Here is a 21,392-nt window from a genome sequence, read left to right on the forward strand (position 1 = left end):
TTTTATTCCCCCCCTCCCTATTGATGGTTTAAATTTTATTAAAGGACGTATTCGCATGTTTAATTTTAAAAGGAAATCACTTTCGTTATCTCAATTAAAAAGGAAAAAACGGGATATCAATAAAGCCATTGAAATAACCCATGTGTTTAGCCTGAAAATTCTTTTTATTGCCATCGCTTTTATTATTGCCTCCATAGGCATTAAAATATCCTATAACGTGGAATTTCTGGCTTTAATCAATAATCAAGAAATGACGCATCGGGATGTCATCAATATTCTGTATGTCACTTCACCCATATTTCACCTTATGGGGTTAGGACTCGCTTCATCGGCGACCATTTTGTGGGTGAGCAATATTTACGCTTATCATTCTTTACGAAAAATCACCCAAACCATTGAAACCCGCGCTGTACGAGAGGAAATACAACATGCGGAATAAGTCACTCTTGTTTGGCTCAATACTCCTTATCGCCTCACCACTCCATGCCGATGTGAATAATGACCTCAATAACTTCTTCAATAAGCTGGGCTTTGAGGGCAATGCCACGGCGGCGCAGGTCTGGCAAGGGCAGGCCGCAGGTTATGCGACCGGTGGCTCATTGTATTTGCGCAGCAACGTGAAACAAATCCAGATGATATCCATGACCGTTCCCAGCATTAACGCCGGTTGCGGCGGCATCGATGCCTATCTTGGCGCATTCTCTCACATCAACAGTGAACAACTGGAGCGGTTCGCCAAACAGATTATGGCCAATGCCGCCGGATACCTTTTTGATTTAGCGTTGCAAACCGCTGTACCTGGCATGAAGCAAGCCAAGGATTTTGTGCAGAAACTGGCGACCGATGTGAACAGCATGAACATGTCGTCGTGTCAGGCAGCACAAGGCATTATCGGGGGGCTGTGGCCCAAAACACAGTTAGGTTCTGAGAAGATTTGTCAGGATATTGCCGGTGAATCCAACATCTTCAGTGACTGGGCCGCGTCACGTCAGGGCTGCACGGTTGGCGGACAACTCAGTGGTATTTTGAGCAATGCCCCGGAGCAGTACAAAGACCAAATCGTTACCAACAAAAATCTGATGTGGGACGCGCTCAGTAAGAATGCCATGTTCAGTGGCAATCAGCAGTTGAAAGAGTTTGCGATGAGTATCACCGGCACACTGATATTTGATAATGATGGCAAAGTGATCCCTTTGCTGTCACTGGCCGACAATCAGGACATCATTAAAGCCCTGATGCACGGCGGGCAGGCCAAAGTCTACGCCTGCAACAGTGATGCGTGTTTAAGCCCGACCCTCTCAACCATGACCATCAGTGCCAGTAACGGCTTGGATAAGCGCGTGCAGACTATGATTGACGGCATTTATAACAAGTTGAGCAGTGATGAACCCTTATCCGATGCGGAGAAAGGCTTTATCGAAAGCACCTCGGTTCCCATCCTAAAATACCTGGTTGATCCGCAGATGGCCGGTATTGGTCCTAACATGCTGTCCAGCCTGTCCGAATATGTCGCCTATGACATTTTGCTTCAGTATCTGAAAGAAGTGTTGCAACAGGCCCGGATGATGGTCGCAGCCAAGAACTTCCCCGAAGAAACCGCCAAGAACCTGAAAGACAGCATGGATATCGCTGGCCGTCAGCTTAATTCTTTACAGGGTGCGGTACAGGTGAAATCCAATGCGTTGATGGAGCTTGACCGGCAGATGAGTTATTTACGCCAACAAGTGTCCAGTCAGTTACTTGAACGCTATCAGCAAAACTATGGCTACGAGGGGAAATAATGGACGTTCAGACGGTTTATGTCCTGGCATCCGGGGACTACTTTCAGGCGGCATTTAATGGAGTTGCGGCCCTTATCGGTTCCAGTTCGTGGGACTCGATGTTCCGCATCGTGCTTTTTGTTGCGGCGTTCGTCTTCTATTTCACCTACATCCAAACGCATGACCCTCTGGAATTTATCAAGTTTATTGCGGTGTTTGTGATTGTCAGCAGTCTATTGCTCATTCCGAAAGCCACGGTACAGATTATTGACCGGAGCGACCCCGCGAGTGTGTATGTGGTAGACAATGTGCCCGTTGGCCTGGCGGTGCCTGCGCGGATCATTACCTCGATTGGCACAGACATGACGGAGCTGTATGAGCTTATTTTCCGCACTCCGGATTCCGCCACCTACAGCAAAACTGGCATGTTGTTTGGTGCCACGCTGGTTCAGCGGGCCAATGATGTTTTCCTGCAAAACGGGGAGCTGGCTAACTTATTCGGTGAGTACGTCAAAAACTGTGTGATTGGCGACATGATGCTCAACCATAAATACAGTATGCAGGATTTGATGAATTCAACCGACCCTTACACGCTGATTTTCTCGCAACCCAGCCCGTTGCGGGGCGTGATGGTGCCGCGCGGAAGCACTTTAGCCTCAGCCGGATTTCATACCTGTCAGGCGCTGGCCAGAAATGTTCTGCAACCGACATTACAGGCAGACACCACCAATGGCGGAGCAACATGGGTGCATTATGTGAGCCGTTTTTTTGGCAAGAAACCGGACGCCAATGTGTTGTTCGCCAACCTGGTGGGTGAAAGTTATGACTTTTATTATGCCGGTGGGAAGTCTGCCAGCGAAGTGATGCGTAAAAACGTGACCATGAGTGCGTTGCGGTCGGGCATTGCTGGCACAGCGTCGCGTAATGGGGATACGGCCAGTCTGGTGAATATGGCCTCGGAGTCGTCTTACAGCAAAATGCGCATGAGCTGGGCGGCGTCCAGTAGTATCAGCATGACTTTTTTACCGGTGATGCACACCGTGCTGATGGCGATGTTGATTGGCATGTTCCCGCTGATGATATTGCTGGCGTCTATTCATACTTTGACGGTCGGCATTTTGAAAGGGTTTGTCTTTACGCTGGTCTATCTGCAAGCCTGGCCTCCGCTGTACGCCATTTTGAATTATGCCATGACGTTCTACCTGAAGGGCAAAGCGAGTGGGATGAACATTACTCTGGCTAATGTGGCCTCCGTTCAGCAGATGCACAGTGATGTTGCCACCATGTCAGGGTGGCTGGCCAATTCTATCCCGTTTCTCGCCGGGGCCATTGTGTTTGGCTTGTGGAAAGGGGTCTCTCAGGCGGGCAGTTATTTGGGGACCGCAACCAACAGTTCAACCAGTGCATCAGCATCCAATGCCACCGACGGCACCTGGGCGTTTAATAACATGCAGATGAATAACGCCAGCGGCCAAAAGTGGGATACGAACTTCTCTCACCGTGATGGACAAATGACATCACAGCACGCCAGTGGGGCGACCTCAACTCGAACGGGCAGCGGTCAGACGGTCTATGACTCGTCAACCGGGATGTCTAAATTGCCGGTGCATGTTGGTGGTGCAAGAATGTTAAGCAGTTCCTTGCAGTCACAAGCCCGTGAGAGTGAAGTTCAGGCACAAAGTGCACTTAGTGGTTATAACAGCAGTGTGACCAGTGGTTGGAATCAACTCTCACAGTTTGCATCACAAAAGGGTAATAGTGATTCATTAATTGCCGGTTCTGACAACGCTACGGCAACATCACAAACCAAGGCCGCTCATCAAATGCAGTCTGCGGTGAAAAACTACGCAAGTTCAAACAATATTAGTGAGTCTGAAGCCTACAACCAATTGATGGATAAAGCGTCAAGAGGAACATCTGCATTGGGCTTTACCGCAGGTGCAAGAGCTGAAGCTGGTCTTCAGGTGTTGGGAAGTGGGGCTAAAGTCTATGGTGACTTGCATACAAATCAAGATGTCACAGGCACTTCAGGTTCCTCACATGGAACGCAACAAAGTAGTCAGCGCTCGACTGATTATAAAAATGATACCAGCAGTCAGGCAGCAAAAGACTTTAAAGAGGGTATGGATGTATTGACAAGTAGTCGCGTGACCAACTCTGCCAGTCATACAGATAACACTTCCAGTTCCCGATTGGATCAATATGGCGCCACACTCAGTGAGTCTCAGAGTCAGTACCAGCAATATACTGATGGCATGACGCGTAGCCATGAGTACAGTGAGATGGCTTCTAAAGTTGAAAGTATGAGCAGCCAGATTGATAGCAACTTTGACCAGCAATTTGCGAATTTTGTGACGGAGAAGTCACCACAAAATGCTCATGCAATTTTAACCGATACCTCATCACCAGAGGTGGCTGCACAACGTGATAAGTTGGCCAGTGAATTTGTTAGTGAACGATTGATGCCTCAGATCGAAGCTGCTTATCAGTCAGGTCGGGGGGGGATCGGTAATGATATGCAGTCAGCAGGTCTTCCGGCTGGAAATGTGCAAGATAATTTCGCTGCCAATAAAGGCAACATTGACGACGAAAGCCAGAGAGCAGCTATCAGGAATGATGTTGATAGTCGTGTTTCTGATAAGAATGAGGAGAGCCTGGATAGGGTGGTAAAAAACAGTCAGGAAATTAGCGCTCAAAAATCGAACGTTAGTAAATCTTATGATAACCTACAAGAAAACCATACAAAGGCTAGTGATTATCACGAAAAAGGGTTGAAGGAAGAGAGGGAAGAACAAGATTTTTGGGACTTGAGCACTATTCCTGGTGTGAAAGGCAATGATAAGTTTAATAATAAAGGAGGTGGTGATGAGGAAAAGTAAACTTATGCTTAACATTCGGGAATTAATATTAACTTTATTATATATTATTCCTGGCTCTACCTTTGTTTATATTTCTTTAGTGTATAGTATATCTACTCGAAATGTTGGTGTAATATGGATACCATTAGTCCTGCTAATAATTAGCTTGTTGTTTTTGTTATCTTTCATTTCTTTTAAGAAAAAGCTATCCAATTCAGTGGTGGCGAGTGATATTGAGAAGATAACAATTTTCACAATACGAAAGCCATTTTTCATATGGTTTTCTTTTGCACTCGCTGGTTTGTTTTTATCAATGCTTGTATATATTAAAAGTACAAAGCATCCTTTTGACATTGAAATGATATATATCCTTTTTAGTGTATTTTCTTATGTTTCTTTTGTAGGTGTGGTTATAAGTGGGTTGGTCTTTCTAGTGAAAGTTGGAAAGGTATTCCCTTGCAAAAACTCGCATCACAATGATGTGCGAAACACTGTATATTCTCACCCTATTTCTTCCAGCGAAGTGTCAGGTGTTGTCGGTGCTACAAATATGCTAAATTTTGAAAGTAATATACTTTCGCATGATAATAATATGGCCGTGAATCCAGCGAATGGTTTACCTATGGCAAACAGTACAACGGATATTCATGGGAATTTGTATGGCTTCAGTTCACATGGTCATTCTCATATAGATATAAATCCAGCAAGTGGTCTGTCTATGGCTAATAGTTCTATTGATGTTCATGGTAACGTTTATGGCTCATCGATGAGTCATGATTTTGTACATCATAACCATCATCATGACATTCATTCAAGTCATGATATTCACTCACATTATGACCACTATAATAGTCATTCGTAATCGAATCAGTTTAAGGGATAAATTGCGTCAAAAGTGAAATTTGTTAATTGTTTAAAATTAAAAATGGATATAGGGATAAAAATGGAAATTATTAATAAACGTCTTTTTTCTGCTGTTGTTTTGAGTTCAGTATTCATCCTTTCTGGTTGCGGTGCCATGAGTACTGCCGTTAAAAAAAGAAACCTCGACGTAAAAACACAAGTCAGTGAAACGATCTGGCTTGAGCCATCTAGCGAAAAAACAGTGTATGTCCAAGTCAAAAATACCTCAGATAAGGATATGAGCGGGCTGGCAGGGCAAGTCACTCAGGAAATCCAGTCTAAAGGTTATACCGTGGTTTCATCTCCCGATACAGCGTATTACTGGGTACAGGCCAATGTGCTTAAAGCCGATAAAATGGATTTGCGCACCGCTAACGGTTTCCTGAGCCAAGGCTATGAAGGCGCGGCGATGGGGGCCGCATTAGGTGCGGGTATCACGGCATATAATTCCAGCTCCGCAGGCGCTACCTTGGGTGTGGGCTTAGCCGCAGGGCTGATTGGGTTGGCCGCTGATGCGATGGTCGAAGATGTTAATTACACCATGATAACTGATTTGCAAATATCGGAACGGAGTAAAGAGAAGAACGCAGTGACGACCGATAACGTTGCTGCCTTACGCCAGGGAACATCCGGTGTGAAAATTCAGACCAGCACCGAAACCGGCGATCGTCATAAATATCAGACTCGCGTTGTTTCTAATGCCAATAAAGTTAATTTGAAGTATGAAGAAGCCAAACCGGTTCTTGAAGCTCAGTTGGCAAAATCGATAGCCAATATTCTCTGATATAAGCCACGTTGTAGAGTACCCCATTTTCATATGCACACGATTTATTAGTCGTGTGCATAATCAATCTGACACTATCTTAATAAGCTAACGCACTGCGTTTGTTTGCATAGAACAGTTCCAATAATGAATGATTGAAACCGTTCTATGTGCTGTACTTTCAAGCTCTATTACTTATAACATTTCATTGAATAAAAAGGTATGTCTATGAACAATACATCACAACATGTACTCGGTGCCAATTCAGTAAATAAAAGCGCTGAATCCCAGTTGCCAAATAACATTAATGATAATAATCGCTGTAAATCATCTCCATCTGTTATGCGTAAAATAACCAGAGCGAGTATATCAATAATAAATGCCGTCTTTATTTTGATAATGACTTTATTTAACATTGTGGGTTGGCTTGCTGTTGCCATTCCTATTATTGCGTTCTGGGTTTTTGTTGCTTGTTACGATAATAGTGTCGTCATTAATCGTGAATTTATCACCAACCTTGTCCATCTATCGTCTACTATCTCCGTCTTGGTTCTGTTTGCTTATATCGCGTTGGTATGGGGGTTTAAACGTAAAGTTCCATTTGTCTATGAGTGAATGTGCGGTTGATTAAGTCAGTATGACTGATAATTCTTCATTATTGTTATTAACTCTCTACAGGTAATATTCAATGACCTCTTCCAGTAAGCATATTACACAGGGAGGCCAGGTATTCAGCTATATGCTGGGTATGTTTATGCAGGTCAATAAACGTATCTCCTTCTGGCTTATTCTCTGCTTTGCGATATTTATGCCCGCTATTTTTTATTTTCGCTTACCTAATCAGGAAATTATAAACGGTGGGAAGTATTGGTGGTTATATCTGACCCATAAAAGTGAAGGGGCCATGTACCGCGTTCCACCGGTGTATGACATCCATTACAACGATATGGTGCTGAAGTTCACCTCTGAAAATATCCTGAAAGACCCTTATATGACCTATGCCGGTCAAATGGTGTTGCAGGAATTGGGGCTGGCGGCATTCTGGACGTCAGTCATCGTATTGTTCCTGGCCTATCTGGTCTACCGCTTCCTGCACCGGCTCGGTGAACGACAGGCGCAAGATGAACTGATTGGCGGAAGAAACCTGACCGACGATGTGAAAGCCGTCGCGGCCCTGATGCGTAAGCGGAATGATGCCTCCGAAATCTATATCGATGACTTACCGCTGAAAAAGGACAGCGAAGTCGCTAACATCGCCATGCTGGGTTCACCGAGTACCGGTAAGACCAATGCGATCAACAAGATTATCAAGCAGGCACGTCAACGTGGCGATATGGTCATTATTTACGACAAGGCGGGGACCTATACCGAGAAGCATTACAACGAAAACACCGACAAGATACTGAATTCCATGGACAGCCGGTGTGAGAACTGGGACCTGTGGACCGAGTGCCGTTCAATCCCTGAGTTCGACAGCATGTCCAGCACGCTTATCCCCATGAGTGCCAAAGAAGACCCATTCTGGCAAGGTTCTGCCCGGACTATCTTTACCGGTGTGGGCTATCAAATGGGAAAAGACCCCAAGCGTAGCTATAACAAACTGTTGCGTACCTTGCTCGCCATCAACCTGAAAGACCTCCGTGAATTTTTATCCGGTACTGAGGCCGCATCCTTGATGGAGGAAAAGGTCGAAAAAACCGCCATATCTATTCGTAGCGTGTTAACCAACTATGTCAAGGCACTGCGCTATTTGCAGGGGATTGAAAAAAATGGGAAAAAGCCGTTTACCATCCGGGAATGGATGAAAGGCGTCAATGACAGTGGCCGCAACGGTATTTTGTTTATCACCAGTCATGATGAGTATCATGAATCTGTTAAGCCCCTGGTTTCTGTCTGGCTGGCCATCGCGGCCAAAAATCTGATGTCCATGACGCCCAACCTTAACCGTCGAGTCTGGTTTATTTACGACGAACTGATTTCCCTGCACAAACTTGCTGAGTTGCCGGATGTGTTGGCTCAGGCCCGTAAGTTTGGCGGTTGCTTTACGCTGGGTTTCCAGAATAAATCCCAGTTGGATTACACCTATGGTGTGGACTATGCCAACGCCATGTTTGACCTGATCAATACCCGTTTCTTCTTCCGCTCGCCCAGTGAGCATGAAGCGACCTTCGCGATGAAAGAATTGGGTCAGCGTCGGGCCAAAATCTTTAGCGAGCAATACAGCTACGGGGCCGATACCGTCAGGGATGGGGTGTCATTCAGCAAGTCGGAAGAAGACGTGTATCTGGTCAACTATTCCGATATCCAGTCATTACCCAATCTGAGTTGTTACATCACCCTGCCGGGTGAATATCCGGTGGTCAAAATGGCCATGCGTTACGAAAAACTCAAAAACTACGCCCCCTCATTATTACCTCGTGATATGGACATCAGTCTCGATGCCGAAATCGAGGAACAACTTGAGCAACGGGAGCTTGAAGATCCGGGTCTAACGCGTTTGCTGGCGGGGGTCGGACTTATCCCTGCGGATAACCTGTCAGGCACAAGCCCCGCCCCGTCAGACAACCAGACAGGAGCCGATCCCCTTTCTTCGGTGAAGAGTCTCTCTACGCCAATAAATCCACAGTCAACATCAGGCAATACCGCACCGGCCGTGACAACCGCAACGGCTACGACTGGGGCGGCATCAGCGGCGGCTTCAGTTGCCGGTAGGGAACAGGAGATCCCCGGATTTGAGTACGTGGACAAAAACACCGGCGAGCTGGTCCGTGAAGGTGACGACGCCTATCACGACATGCACGAAGCTTACGAGCAGTCGATGTATGGCTTGCAGGCCGATGAAAAAAACATTCTGGTTCACCGTAACGATGATTCACCGGAAGTGGGAGATCGTTGGTAATGCTGACTATTGCACCGATAGCGGCAGGAGCCGCCCAATATTATACCGATTCCGATAACTACTATTTTCTGGGGTCGATGGATTCACGTTGGTTAGGTGAAGGATCTGAAACCTTGGGATTATCAGGGCGTGTGGAGGAGGTGGCGTTTGCTGAGATGTTAGCCGGCCGTTTGCCTAATGGTGACAGCCTGGAACGCATGGAGAACGGTAAGAATGTTCACCGTCAGGGCTATGATTTGACATTATCCGCCCCGAAAAGTGTGTCTATATTAGGTATTGTTGGTGGCGACAGTCGGATGATTGAGGCGCATAACGCCGCAGTATCCGCCGTCGCCATAGAGATTGAAGGTTTGATTTCAACCCGCGTCATGGAAGAGGGGCAATCCCAAACTGTCCTCACCGGCGCAATGGTTGCCGCAGCCATTAATCACGATACGTCCCGCGAACTAGACCCCCAGTTACACACACACTTACTCGTCATGAATGCTACTGAGCATGAAGGCGAGTGGCGAACACTGTCCAGTGATACCGTCAACAAATCCGGTTTCATCGAAATGGTTTACGCCAATCAAATTGCCCTGGGGCAGATTTACCGCCATGAACTCCGCCAACAGATCGAGGCCATGGGATTTGAAACGGTTGAAACCGGTAAACATGGCCTGTGGGAAATCAAGGACGTACCTGTCCAACCGTTCTCGACGCGAACTCAGCAGATCCAAGAGGCCGTCGGCCCTGATGCCTCATTAAAGTCCCGCGATGTCGCGGCACTCGATACCCGACAGGTCAAGCAGAACCCCGATAAGGAGGAGTTACTAACCGAGTGGTTTGACCGTCTGGATAAAGCCGGTTTTGATATGGGTGCTTTCCAGCGACAGGCAACTGAGCGGCAGCAGGCGAAAGACATTAACAACCCCGTTCAAGCCGTCGCCCCCTCACCCGATATGGCACTGGCGGTCAATCAGGCCATTTCACATCTGAGTGATAACAAGACTCAATTTACCTATTCAGAGGTGTTGAGCAAGACACTGGGGGGTATAAGTGCTCAGGCCGGCAGTTTCCAGCAGGCGAGAGCCGCCATCGAGGTGGCCATCAATTCGCAACAACTTATTCCCCTTGATCGTGAAAAAGGTACCTTCACTTCTGCTATTCATTTGCTGGATGAGCTAAGTGTGCAGCAGCTGGCGGGGCGTATCCAGTCGGAAAACCGCACCGTGGCGTTTAGTGCGCCGGAACAGCGCCCACAAGGCGTGATGGGGCAAATTGCCGATGTCATGCCGAATCTCGCGATTATCAGCGGCAGTGGTGGCGCGACCGTTCAGCGAGAGCGGGTGATAGACGCGGTGAATATGGCCAGCGGACAGGGGCGGATTGTCACTGTGCTGGCGACCGACAAGTCCGGGCAAGATTTTCTGGAGCAGGACGGTACGTTGTCCGGGCGCGTGATTGACCGTCGCGCCGTTGCTGAAGGTGTTCAGTTACCCACGAACAGTACATTGGTTGTCGCCAGTGCGGAGAAACTGTCGGTGAAAGAGACATTGCACCTGTTAGATCATGCGCAACGCCACAGCGTCCAGGTTCTGTTTATGGATACGCAGGGGCGCAAAGGCACCGGTAACGCACTGGCGACACTCGAAGATGCCGGAGTCGCACGATTCAAAGCGGCTAATGAAACGCCGGTCACGGTGGACATTATCAGTCAGGGTGATAAGCGTCAGCGTTATGACGCACTGGCACAGAAATATGCGGAACTTACATCGTCCTCAGTTCCGGTCATCGTTCAGGTTTCCGGTCCGCGTGAACAACAACTGTTAACACAGACCATTCGTCAAACATTGCAGACACACGGCGAGTTAAAAGCCGAGAGTGTCTCCGTGCAGAGTCTGGTACCGGTGTGGCAGGACAGTAAAAGTCGCAGCCAGATGGACGATTATCGTGCTGGGATGGTGCTGGAGCGATGGCACGCAGAAGAACGTAAGTTGGAGCGCTATACCATCGACACGGTGGCAGACCAGACCCGTAAACTGGTGTTGCGAGACAGCGACGGTAATAAGAGCGTGATGCCGGTCGGTCAGCTTAACAGTGAATGGCGATTGTATCAGTCTCGCGCTATCGAGGTCGCCGTCGGTGAGCGGCTTCGGTGGTTATCTAAGCAGGAGGGGATTAATTCGCGTGACACTGTCACGGTAACAGCATTTAAAAATGACACTCTGCATGTTGAGCATAATGGCAAAGCGCGAAAAATCCCATTCGGTGACGGTATCAAGGCGACCTATGGCTATGTGACGGCACCGGGGAGTCAGGTGCAGGAAAAGGGCGTGGTACTGGCCGCCGTGGCAGGACGTGATACGAATGCGACCCAACTGAATACGCTGGCGCGTGGGGGGGATACCGTTTTGCTGTATACGCCCTTGAGCGAAAACGAAGCACAGGTGCGGTTGTCCGGTTCGCCGCTTTACCGTACCGCCTTGTCACAGGTCAATCCAGACAGCCAGCCGTTACCGGTCGCACTGGATCAGGCGCGCGATAATCTGATGTCGGTGGCGGAAAAATCCGTGCGCCAGGCGATTAATGTGACACAAGGCAGTGAAGTGACCTTTGCCCGCATGTCGGTGATGGCCACGGCCCTGCCGATGCACGCCTCCATGACACCGGCACGCGTCAACACCGAAATCGATCGCCAAATTAAATCCGGTGAACTGTTACCGGTTGATACCCCGAACGGTAAAGCGCGCCAACTCTATGTGACCGCCGCCAGTTATGCGATGGAAAAGCAGATCCTGCACACGATTTTAGAGGGTAAAAACAGTGTTGCCCCCCTGATGCCAGAGGCAGACCCGACGTTGTTTGCCGGATTGACTGCCGGTCAACAGGCTGGCAGCCGCCTGATATTGGAAAGCCCGGATCGGTTTGTCGGTATTCAGGGGTATGCCGGCGTGGGGAAAACCACCCAATTCAAGGCCGTCCTGGCGGCTATCAATACATTGCCTGACGCGCAACGACCGGAGGTTATCGGTCTGGCACCGACACACCGTGCGGTCGGTGAAATGGTATCGGTCGGCGTCAAGGCCCAAACCATTGCGTCATTTTTGATGGATACCGAACGGCGAACGCAAAGCGGCGAAACGTTGGATTTTTCGCGCACGCTGTTTTTGGTGGATGAAAGCTCGATGATTGGCAACCGTGACATGAGCGATACGTTGAGCAGGATCGCCGCCGCAGGCGGTCGGGCAGTCATGAGTGGTGATGAGAAGCAGTTATTGTCGGTAGAAAATGGTGCACCGTTCTCTCTGATGCAGCAACGCAGTGCGCTGGATGTGGCCATCATGAAAGACATTGTTCGCCAGTCGCCAGAATTGCGACCGGCGGTGGAAGCCATCATTGAGCGCCAGATAGCCCCAGCACTCAACGTCATTGAGTCTGTCACCCCTGGTCAGGTTCCCCGCGAGGACGGTGTTATCCCACCTAAATCGTCCGTAGAAGAATATCAACAAACCCCGAAGGATAAAGCGGGAAAAGGGGATTTGGTGATTGATGCCATTGTGCGTGATTACACCGGACGCATCGACACAGCCCGCGCACAAACCCTCATTGTCACGCAAACCAATGACGACAAACGCGCTGTGAATCAGGGTATCCACGATACCTTGAAAGAGCTGGGGAAACTGGGGGAGGCAACGGTCAGTATTGCGGTATTTGACCGTGAAAAAACACATGTGGATGCCCTTAAGTCTGTCTCAGGGATGGCGAAGTTTAACGGAGGGACAGTCCTCATCAATAAAGAGTATTACACCCTTACAGTCGGAAAAGAGGGGAAACAGCAAGGGGTGGTGACGCTTATCGATACCGAAGGGCAACCGCGCCTTTTATCGGCCTTTGAGAGCAGCGTCAGGGATGTGGCCATTTTTAAATCGCGGGAAATTGAGTTGTCTGTCGGGGATAAGGTCAGCTTCAGCCAGAACGATAAAGAGCGGGATCGCGATGCGAATACACGCTGGACGGTGAGTGCTATTGCCGATAATCAGGACATTACGTTGACCCATAACGGGAAAAGTCGGGTGATTAATCCATCAACGGACCCCGCTGACCGTCATCTCGACTACGCCTATGCAGGCACGGCGCACAAGGCTCAGGGGGCCAGTGAACAGTTTGTTATCGTGCTGGCCGGTGTGACCGCAACGCGAAAATATCTGGCCAGCCACAGCGATGCTTATGTTGCTTTGTCTCGTATGAAGTCACATGTACAGGTGTATACCGATAATCTCATCAAATGGTCAGAAGCAGTGGGTCGCGCCGGCAGCAGAAAGACGGCTCATGACGTATTACATGCCAGCGATGACCGCCAGGCGGATACCGGCAACCGACTTTGGGAGCAGGCCCGACCGTTGGCAGATAATGGTTTGGGACGTGCGTTGCTGCGAGACAGTGGACTGAGTGAACAGGGAGAGGCTCGGTTTATCAGTGGCAGCAAAAAATACCCGTCACCGCATGTGGCATGGCCCGCTTACGATGCCAATGGCCGTCAGAGTGGCGTCTGGCTGGATGAAGTGCGCCTGAATGATGACGGCTACCTGCAAGGATTGGCGGGGAAAGGGCGCTTGCTGGGGAGTGAGAGCAGCAGTTTTGTGGTACTCCAACAGAGCCAGAATGGTGAAACACAGCTGGTAAAAGAGGTGGATAGCGCGATGGCTATCGCCCGCGCCTCACCCGACAGTGGTGTGGTGATACAGATAGGGGAAGCCCCACCGGCTTACCGTGTTGAAGCCGTCACCCAGGGCAGCCTCCCTGTTACGTCACCCGAAAATCCCCCTAGCGCACCGCAAGCTGACGCGCCACTGAGCCTGAAAACACCGGAAGAGCAGGCGCGAGAGCAGGCCGAAAAAGCCGAAATAGACCGCCAACGAGCGATGCCTCTTGGGGCAGAAAAAACGACGCTCTCACCGGAGACGATGGAGGCCGAAAAACAGATGGCCCGTGAGATACAACAGGAAAAACACGTGGGAACACAACATCAACAACAGCACACGGAGCAGGAAACACATCTTGAGCGTCAGCATAATCAACAACAGGCGTTACAACAGATGGAGCGGGAGATCGTCAAAGAGAAAATCTTGGGAGAATCATGATGAAAAGACTTTCGGTCATCACTGTGCCTTTCATTTTATTATGCAGCTCACTGGCGAATGCCGGGGTACAGGTGGGTTTTTCACCGGATGGAGGCGCTGAACCGTTGGTATTGAACACATTAAGCCAGGCAACAGTATCGATTGACCTCGCCGCGTATGCATTCACCAGTAAACAGGTGGCCACTGTGTTACTGGCGGCAAAACGGCGCGGGGTCAGTGTCCGGGTATTGGCGGATAAACAGTCAGCAAGTGATCGCTACAGTGCCGTCACGTTTTTGGCCAATCAAGGTGTGTCGGTTCGTCTGAACGGTCGCTATGCGATCCAGCATTCCAAATTCGCGCTCATTGACGGTGAGACCGTGCAAACCGGTTCCCTGAACTACACGCATTCAGCATTTACGCGCAATGCCGAGAATGTCGTCGTGATACGCGGTGAGAGTGCTGTTAACCAAGTATATCAGCAGGAATTTGAACGTTTATGGGCTGAAGGAGAGCCGCTTAACGCGAATTATTGACCCTTTTAATTCTCAGTTATCCGCTATTTGTGCGCCAACATGAGCAGCGGATCACGATCATTTACTGCCAACTGTCAGAAATTGTAGTAATCTTTGCCTAATTGATCCTTATTAGATCCTTGGGGAGGCAGAGATGTCACAGGTCAATGTAGTTACTTCCTCATCGAAAACGAAGCGTAATTACCGTAAAGGTAATCCCATGTCAGATACTGAAAAACAGTTGGCTGCCGTGGCCCGGAAGCGTGTAACGCATAAAGAAGTAAGTGTATTTATTCGGAATCCGCTAAAAGAGACGCTACTCGAATTTTGTACAGAAGAAGGTTTGACTCAAGGACAGATGATCGAACGTTTGATAGAAAGTGAGTTAGCGCGCAGAGTTCATGAAAGGTAAACCGTTTACTTTCTTGATGAAACGAGCTTTGGGTGTTAGATTACGAATAGTTTAATGGCTGGCCACACCGTAAGTGGCAGGGACAGAAAACGTTGAGGAAATCCTCCGGATTCTGAAAAGCAAAAACCCCGATAATCTTCTCTAACTTGGCGGTCGGAAAGATTAACGGGGCCCACTAAAACTGTATAGAAGCGTTGCTCTATGCAGGGAGTATAGAATTGTGCCAAAAATAATTCAACTCCTTCCGTGCAACATAAGCACGGGTAGGTTTGGCTAATACTGCCCCTTCTCAGAACTTTGCTGAGATATCAAACATATCCCGTCGTGGTGAATCAAACTCTCTGCGCAAAGGGACATCAAAAATTCATCGGCGCTACACGCCTACACTGACTTGCACTGTGCCTCGCGGCATGGCGTCAAGGGTCGTTGCACGTCTCAGTAGTCACAACTGGCACCGTAACCACGAACTGATCGAACTGCGTCGTCAGGGCTATGTGCCGTATACCAAACGTAACGATCCGCACTTTTTGCCAAAGCCCATGCGTATCTCCGCACGGTCGGAAAGCTGTGAGGCGATGACTGCGCTCTCAATGGCACTGGCGGCGAATTGTGATTACAACCCAGACAGTGACTATCCGTTCGAGATCATGGCCCCGTTTGAGCAAATTGCGGCCTCGATGGGGATGTTGCATGTTTATGATAACGGCCGCAAAGCTTACGACAGTCCTTTGCATGCGTTATCTGTGCAAGAACAACTGGGCTACGTGATAGCGCTTCACGGTAAAGATACTGACAGTGGCCAGAATAAGCCGCTGCGGTTATGGCTGACTGAAAAGTTCTTCATTTCAAGAGGCATTGCCGTTGAAGAAATCCGTCATTGGCTTGGCCAGTTCAAAACATGGGCGATAAAAAACGGTTTAACTGAAAGCTTGCGCAAGAAATATGAACGGCACCTGCTACGTGTTGAGAATATGGGTATTGATCTGAAAGACAAACCCTCCTTACGGAATCGTTTAAAACAAATCAAACGTTGGGTTGTTAGCCCGGACTTGGCAAAAGAGAAGCAAGAGAAAGTGGCTATTTTGGAAGGTAGACTGGCTGAAATCGACAGTGAGAATACCCAGCGTCTCGATCTTATTCTCGATGAGACACAGCAAAAGATACGCAGTCTGGCCAAGGCGAAGCATAAACGCCAAAATCCGTATTATCAGGCGTATGTCAAATGGTCAACCAGTGGTGCTGTCATGACGCATGAAGTCGTTATGCAAGAACAGGCGTTGCAGAAAGAACAGCCTGGACTTAAACACAGTGACCCCGAAGCCTATTACCGACAGTTGCTTGAGCGTGCCGGCATAGTCTAACCCCCATATTCATACATTATGAACCTTACCGTGCCTGGCGCGGTTTTTGTCTTGGTGAAACCGGACAAAACGAGTGTTATTTAGCCACCAGGTCACGCCCCATTCAGCATTATTCCCCCGAATTCATGAGCGATATTGGCGTAATGCCGATAGGGCTGAATATTTGTACCATTAACTTCGAATTGATGTCGTTAGCTTCGTAAGCTGTTTGATTAATATCATTAATTTCGAACGTTATTCCTGAACAAAATAAGCCTCTAAAAAGAGGAGTACTTTTCGAGCGGCTAAAGCCTGCTCTCTAAAGTAGCTCCCCTCGCTTTGCTCAGGGCAAATTAACAATCAACAATTGAGAATAAACAACACAATAGGTAGCTCCCGACTAAAGTCGGGCAGAGGAACTGATGCATTGCAAACCTAAGCGCTCGTCACGCTACGCGTGCCTATCGCTAAGGCCCCGGAAATCATGCTCAGCGCGTCGCTACGCGCCACACTGACCACTCACCGAGGTTCTTTGCAGTGTAACCACAGAATTGTTTGTAAGCCTGTATGGCTCACCAGGACAGGGGGGGTTATGAGGATCTCTTATGATCCGCACCGGCGCTGCCGGGCTTCAGCGGTTTTACATCGGGGAACATGTCACGACTGTGTGCCGCTTTCTATGCACTGTGTGCATCAGGCTCTGCCATGATTAATGATATACTCTGAACGGAAACAAGATGTTAACAACGTAATACCAGGAGACTGTGATGACCGGTGAACGCAAGATATTGACGCTAAAACGTAAGTCCCTCCCTGAGAACCAGGAAAAAGCCAGCGAAACACCGGTTCGCTGGTCGCGAAAGAAAATCGTGATAGAAGCAGTACCTAACCCGCGTAAGAAGAAAAATCTCACCGAACCTGTGATTGAAACGGTAGTTCACCCCGACGCCCCCCAATATGAAATACCAGAGCTTCGCGTCAGAGAACCCAAACCCATCAAGCCACCGAGACCAAAGCGCACAGTACCGTATGATGAAGCGGTCTGTATCATGCAGCGTTATTGGCCAGGCCTTTTTGATGGCCAGCAGCCTCGATTGATGAAGATTAATATCAGGGAAGATTTTTATCGCGATATTGAACAAAGGGCATTACCGCTGTCGCATAAGGTTCTACGACGTTGTTTGAAATCCATCACCCGATCAGCGGATTATTTGTCACAAATCCAGACGGATGCCCCTCGATACAATCTTGACTGTGCGGTTCATGGATATGTTACTGAATTAGAGTATCAGTACGCATTAAACCGCTTGGCCAGAATACCTCCCTCTATGACATCAGCTATCGAGAACTCCAGGAGTTAGTGAAATATTGGATCTCATCGTGCACGATGATGGAAATTATAGGAGTCAGTCATCGCTTCATCAAACCGGCACCAACCAAAACCCACAGAACACAGGTGACAGGACAGGAAACAGATATAGCCCGGCATTTTTTTTCAGGTATGGGTATTTCCTTGATGTTAGGCTGATAAGGGGTTTGAGGTCCAATGGTGCGAAAACCTACGTTAAGTATATTTTGTATACTAATAAAAAAATACTTTTATTGGAGGCCAGTATGGATACAGTTAAACTTTTTATAAGTGCCGTTCTAAACCCGCCATCCTTCAATGATTGGCAGTCGATGAGCAGCATCATAGATATGATTGTGACGGGCTTTGCCTTTTTGTTTCGTGAGGTTTCGATATTCTCCCTTGTCGTTGCCGCTGTTATCATTGTTGCATTTGTTGTTACCCTCACTGCCCAGAAAATTAAATCTTTCTGGGCACTCAGGTAATTCTGCCCATTTCTGGCATTTCGTTACCTAAATATACCAGCGAGTTAGGTGACGAAATATCTGGCTTACAATCCCAAAACGTAAGTTTCTGTTAAAATTCTCTAAGGAGAGCATAAGCCGGAACCGTCGATATTTATGGGCCGTAGTCTTGAGGTATATTAGTTAAGTTCACTGTTATATCTACCGCGGCCATAGCTGTACAAGGGCCGCGAAAGTGTATTTTCCTAGAGCCGTTGACGCTAACTATTTAGTCAGATGTCGCATTTTGCAACTTCGCTCCCACTAGGCCTATTTGTTATGGTGCGATTCCAACTTCCCATTTATAAGTGTTAGGGCCATTTTCTCCGGTGGTAGCATTAGTCACAATCTGAACGTAGCGTTCTCCAGCCAGCTCTCGGATCATTTGATCTAAGACCCATTGCAAATGATGCATTTCATCAGTTCCTCCATATCGACAGGCCAGTTCGATAGCTCGCTCAATTCGTTGTTGTTCTTCTGTCATGCAGAGTTCCTGTAGTGTAAAAAATGTGTTTAACGTTCAATATTGTCAGTTTCCCAAGCTGACCCAAGATTACACCATTAGAAACCCACTGTATGGGAGATAGCTAAAGTTACAGCTGAATATCAATGTATGGGGAATACCTAAAGTTTATGTGCCAGAAAAAGAAGGCTCCGGATTTTTGGTTATGATGGTAAAAATTAATTTTCCGTCTTCGGTCTCTGACATCGATGCCGACAGTGGTGTTTCTTTACTGATTTTTTCTAGTGCGGGTTTGATGAACGTTCGCTTCATTTCAGCAAAATTATCGCGTTGGGATTGTGGTAATTGATAGCGTTCGGCAAGCCAGTTCGGTGTAGTGATCCATATACCTGACTTCCTAAACTGACACAGACTTTCATACAGACGGATTGCCCGGACACTGTTAATACGGCCACAGTCATACAAATTGTAAGTCGTAAATTGGCTGCTTAGATCAAGGAGATAAGGCATGACCTTATGATTGAATTCAATTGACCACGAACCCCGGCCACGTTTAAGACCAGCCTCAGCTAACCACGGGCGTTTACGTTCTTCATATTCACCGTCTGACGGGAAAAATGTCACTGAGCTATTAGATAAAGCATCAATTCCTTTTCTAACGTCGGTACTGGCGGTTGCCTGGCTTACTTTAAACAGGCGCTGATAATCTGCCACACGGACGGTAAACGTTCCCTGATGTTCTTCTTGGCGATAGGTTTCCATAAGGCATAACCAGAGCACTCGTTTCGCTTGTAGTGAGAGATAGTAGGCCGCTTCGGTAAGCTCATTTGATTGTGCAATGGCGGGACGGTTTGTTTTAATAATCCCTTTATTTTCATTCATATGAAAGTCTATGGGTTGTTTTCAATGTACCCATAGTGGCACCTGTTTTAGTTATCGGTCAAGACTAACTTGTGCTAGTTCCCATACACAACCAAACACAAAACAAACTTTAGCTATTTCCCATACCAACTTTAGCCATTTCCCATACGTACTTTAGCTATAACCCATACTAACTTTATGTTCTTCCCATACTAAGTTGGGGTATTTCCCATATTGACAAAGCTGAGATGGGCACCAGTCAAGGCTTTGCTTAAGGTCTAAAAAGCTTTAAAAAGCATTAAAAACCAAATAAAAAGGTTTTAAAAAACAATCCTGTATATATGTGGATAACTTATTTATGGGAAAGACCTATAGTATCCTTAGGTAAACTGCAGTACCCCCCATCGGCAAGCCGACGGGTCCCGTAATCTCAATTATTCATATCCAACAGATGAGAGTAGGAAAGGCATAGTAGCTCAATAACCGGGTAGTCAGGCATCGCAACGGCACGTTGCGATCCAAGCTTCGGTGGGGCTTCCTGCGTCGTTAAAAGACAGGCCTAGTAGGATGGAGGGGGTTACAGTGATCCTAATTGATCATTCATTGGGTTAATTAAGATGGAGGCATGTTGGGTAACGACAAATATAGGGGTTATGTGCCGGAACCGCCGAAATTTCCGGCACTACGAATTAGTCGATTTTTGAAGCATCTTTGGTATGTGTTGACGTGTACGTTTATGGTGCCGTGAATGAGAATTTATCCGTACCAGCTATGTGAGACGTTGCAATCAGCCATTTTCCGCTCCAAACGGCTATTTCTTTGCTGTCCGGTTGACGCAGTCTTACGTACAGGCCGCCGCACGCCAAAATGATGCGTCACGGAAATTTCGGCGGTTCCGGCGAAGAACCCCAGTATCGGTCATTTTAGTGCTGTTACTGCCGACCGTAACACCAATGCCGCCAGTACTCATCAGGCCGGATTTTTTCTGCTCGAACAGGTGAGATTCACTCTTGCTTTTCCGCGCAGTACCGCATGAACATCACCTTTACCCCCGAACCGATCCCTGAACTGACACTGGCAGTCGGCACGTTGGCCGCATTGGGATTTACCACTGGTACCCCGTTGCAACTGACACGCCAGCATCACACGCTCTGGATCACTGTCGTCACTGCCGAAGCCACCTAGGAAGTGCTGTGCGAAGCCAGCCAAGACCGGCAGGATTTAGGGGCGGATTGGGTGTTGGATAACGGCGAGCTGATTATCGGCGGCGACTGGCTGACCGAGTCCGGCATTGCCAGCGCTGAACAGCTGGAGGTGACCGCTGCACCTGGTGTACTTCGGTTGCAACGGCGGGAAGTGGAGGTTTTTAGGGTTTAGAAGCAAAGATCCCGGCCAACTGGCCGGGATCTTTCAGTTCATTTGTTTATATATATGTTTCAACCATTCCTCAGATGAAGACCATTCATTAGGATAATAATAACTACAATCAATTTTGTTAAGCAGGATGTCCTGTAATTCATCATCTGGCAGAGAAAGTGCCAGCAGATAATCTATTTCAGCCTTCATCTGCAACCGCTCTTCCGCAGTCTCAGTTGCTTTATAAGCTGCCAATGTTTCATCTGCATTACCAAATAGCACCTCAAAATCCTGGTTAAAGTAACACCT

The 21,392-nt window shown here is 48.0% G+C and carries 16 protein-coding genes and 2 pseudogenes; 14 read left to right on the top strand and 4 right to left on the bottom strand.

Annotated elements, in window-relative coordinates:
- The first annotated feature begins 55 nt into the window (after positions 1 to 55).
- The 13 genes from V2A84_RS00445 to V2A84_RS00505 all read left to right on the top strand — a co-directional run bounded on the left by V2A84_RS00445 (position 56) and on the right by V2A84_RS00505 (position 18,385).
- A complete protein-coding gene (locus V2A84_RS00445) occupies positions 56 to 439 on the top strand; it encodes a hypothetical protein (protein WP_442848478.1) in 384 nt (127 codons plus the stop codon).
- Positions 429 to 1,781 carry a conjugal transfer pilus assembly protein TraH gene (gene traH, locus V2A84_RS00450; RefSeq protein WP_420073369.1) on the top strand — a complete coding sequence of 451 codons (1,353 nt, stop codon included), beginning with the start codon at positions 429 to 431 and terminating at the stop codon, positions 1,779 to 1,781. The genes V2A84_RS00445 and traH overlap by 11 nt, the downstream gene beginning before the upstream one ends.
- Positions 1,781 to 4,639 (top strand): conjugal transfer mating-pair stabilization protein TraG, encoded by a 2,859-nt coding sequence (gene traG, locus V2A84_RS00455; RefSeq protein ID WP_420073370.1) that lies wholly within the window; start codon positions 1,781 to 1,783, stop codon positions 4,637 to 4,639. The genes traH and traG overlap by 1 nt, the downstream gene beginning before the upstream one ends.
- Positions 4,626 to 5,480: a hypothetical protein gene (locus V2A84_RS00460; RefSeq protein WP_442848479.1), complete on the top strand. Its 855-nt coding sequence runs from the start codon at positions 4,626 to 4,628 to the stop codon at positions 5,478 to 5,480. Before traG ends, V2A84_RS00460 begins: the two co-directional genes overlap by 14 nt.
- Before the next feature lie 81 nt (positions 5,481 to 5,561).
- The gene (traT, locus tag V2A84_RS00465) at positions 5,562 to 6,305 is read left to right on the top strand and encodes a conjugal transfer complement resistance protein TraT (protein WP_442848480.1); all 744 of its coding nucleotides are present in this window, start codon (positions 5,562 to 5,564) and stop codon (positions 6,303 to 6,305) included.
- A gap of 207 nt (positions 6,306 to 6,512) precedes the next feature.
- Positions 6,513 to 6,899: a hypothetical protein gene (locus tag V2A84_RS00470; RefSeq protein ID WP_442848481.1), complete on the top strand. Its 387-nt coding sequence runs from the start codon at positions 6,513 to 6,515 to the stop codon at positions 6,897 to 6,899.
- Positions 6,900 to 6,972: 73 nt separating this feature from the next.
- On the top strand, positions 6,973 to 9,183 hold the full coding sequence (traD, locus tag V2A84_RS00475; RefSeq protein WP_420073552.1) for a type IV conjugative transfer system coupling protein TraD: 2,211 nt from the start codon (positions 6,973 to 6,975) through the stop codon (positions 9,181 to 9,183).
- Entirely contained in the window at positions 9,183 to 14,306 is a 5,124-nt protein-coding gene (traI, locus tag V2A84_RS00480) for a conjugative transfer relaxase/helicase TraI (RefSeq protein ID WP_420073553.1), read from the top strand. Before traD ends, traI begins: the two co-directional genes overlap by 1 nt.
- Entirely contained in the window at positions 14,303 to 14,821 is a 519-nt protein-coding gene (locus tag V2A84_RS00485; RefSeq protein ID WP_420073554.1) for a phospholipase D family nuclease, read from the top strand. The genes traI and V2A84_RS00485 overlap by 4 nt, the downstream gene beginning before the upstream one ends.
- 133 nt (positions 14,822 to 14,954) lie before the next feature.
- Positions 14,955 to 15,212, top strand: coding sequence for a replication regulatory protein RepA (locus V2A84_RS00490; protein WP_420073555.1), 258 nt, complete (start codon positions 14,955 to 14,957; stop codon positions 15,210 to 15,212).
- 410 nt (positions 15,213 to 15,622) lie between these two features.
- Complete coding sequence (locus V2A84_RS00495; protein WP_420073556.1) at positions 15,623 to 16,573, top strand: Replication protein; 951 nt, start codon at positions 15,623 to 15,625, stop codon at positions 16,571 to 16,573.
- 746 nt (positions 16,574 to 17,319) lie between these two features.
- Positions 17,320 to 17,913 carry a ProQ/FINO family protein gene (locus V2A84_RS00500; RefSeq protein ID WP_420073557.1) on the top strand — a complete coding sequence of 198 codons (594 nt, stop codon included), beginning with the start codon at positions 17,320 to 17,322 and terminating at the stop codon, positions 17,911 to 17,913.
- Positions 17,914 to 18,166: 253 nt separating this feature from the next.
- Positions 18,167 to 18,385, top strand: coding sequence for a hypothetical protein (locus V2A84_RS00505; protein WP_265317712.1), 219 nt, complete (start codon positions 18,167 to 18,169; stop codon positions 18,383 to 18,385).
- Between the two features lie 295 nt (positions 18,386 to 18,680).
- On the opposite strand, the gene V2A84_RS00510 is transcribed toward V2A84_RS00505, so the two are convergent.
- From V2A84_RS00510 to V2A84_RS00520, 3 genes and pseudogenes are all read right to left on the bottom strand, one after another.
- Positions 18,681 to 18,887: a hypothetical protein gene (locus V2A84_RS00510; protein WP_050288967.1), complete on the bottom strand. Its 207-nt coding sequence runs from the start codon at positions 18,885 to 18,887 to the stop codon at positions 18,681 to 18,683.
- Positions 18,888 to 19,034: 147 nt separating this feature from the next.
- Positions 19,035 to 19,748 (bottom strand): replication initiation protein, encoded by a 714-nt coding sequence (locus V2A84_RS00515; RefSeq protein ID WP_050288965.1) that lies wholly within the window; start codon positions 19,746 to 19,748, stop codon positions 19,035 to 19,037.
- Between the two features lie 886 nt (positions 19,749 to 20,634).
- Positions 20,635 to 20,757: pseudogene (locus V2A84_RS00520) on the bottom strand (hemagglutinin repeat-containing protein); the annotation flags it as partial.
- 2 nt (positions 20,758 to 20,759) lie between these two features.
- On the opposite strand from V2A84_RS00520, the pseudogene V2A84_RS00525 reads away from it, so the two are divergent.
- Positions 20,760 to 21,104: pseudogene (locus tag V2A84_RS00525) on the top strand (hypothetical protein).
- A gap of 33 nt (positions 21,105 to 21,137) precedes the next feature.
- Here the strand turns inward: V2A84_RS00525 and V2A84_RS00530 are convergent.
- Positions 21,138 to 21,365 carry a contact-dependent growth inhibition system immunity protein gene (locus V2A84_RS00530; RefSeq protein ID WP_054873165.1) on the bottom strand — a complete coding sequence of 76 codons (228 nt, stop codon included), beginning with the start codon at positions 21,363 to 21,365 and terminating at the stop codon, positions 21,138 to 21,140.
- Positions 21,366 to 21,392: the final 27 nt, after the last annotated feature.

The organism is Yersinia sp. 2553 StPb PI (assembly GCF_052217105.1).
In the GTDB taxonomy this organism is placed as follows: domain Bacteria; phylum Pseudomonadota; class Gammaproteobacteria; order Enterobacterales; family Enterobacteriaceae; genus Yersinia; species Yersinia enterocolitica_E.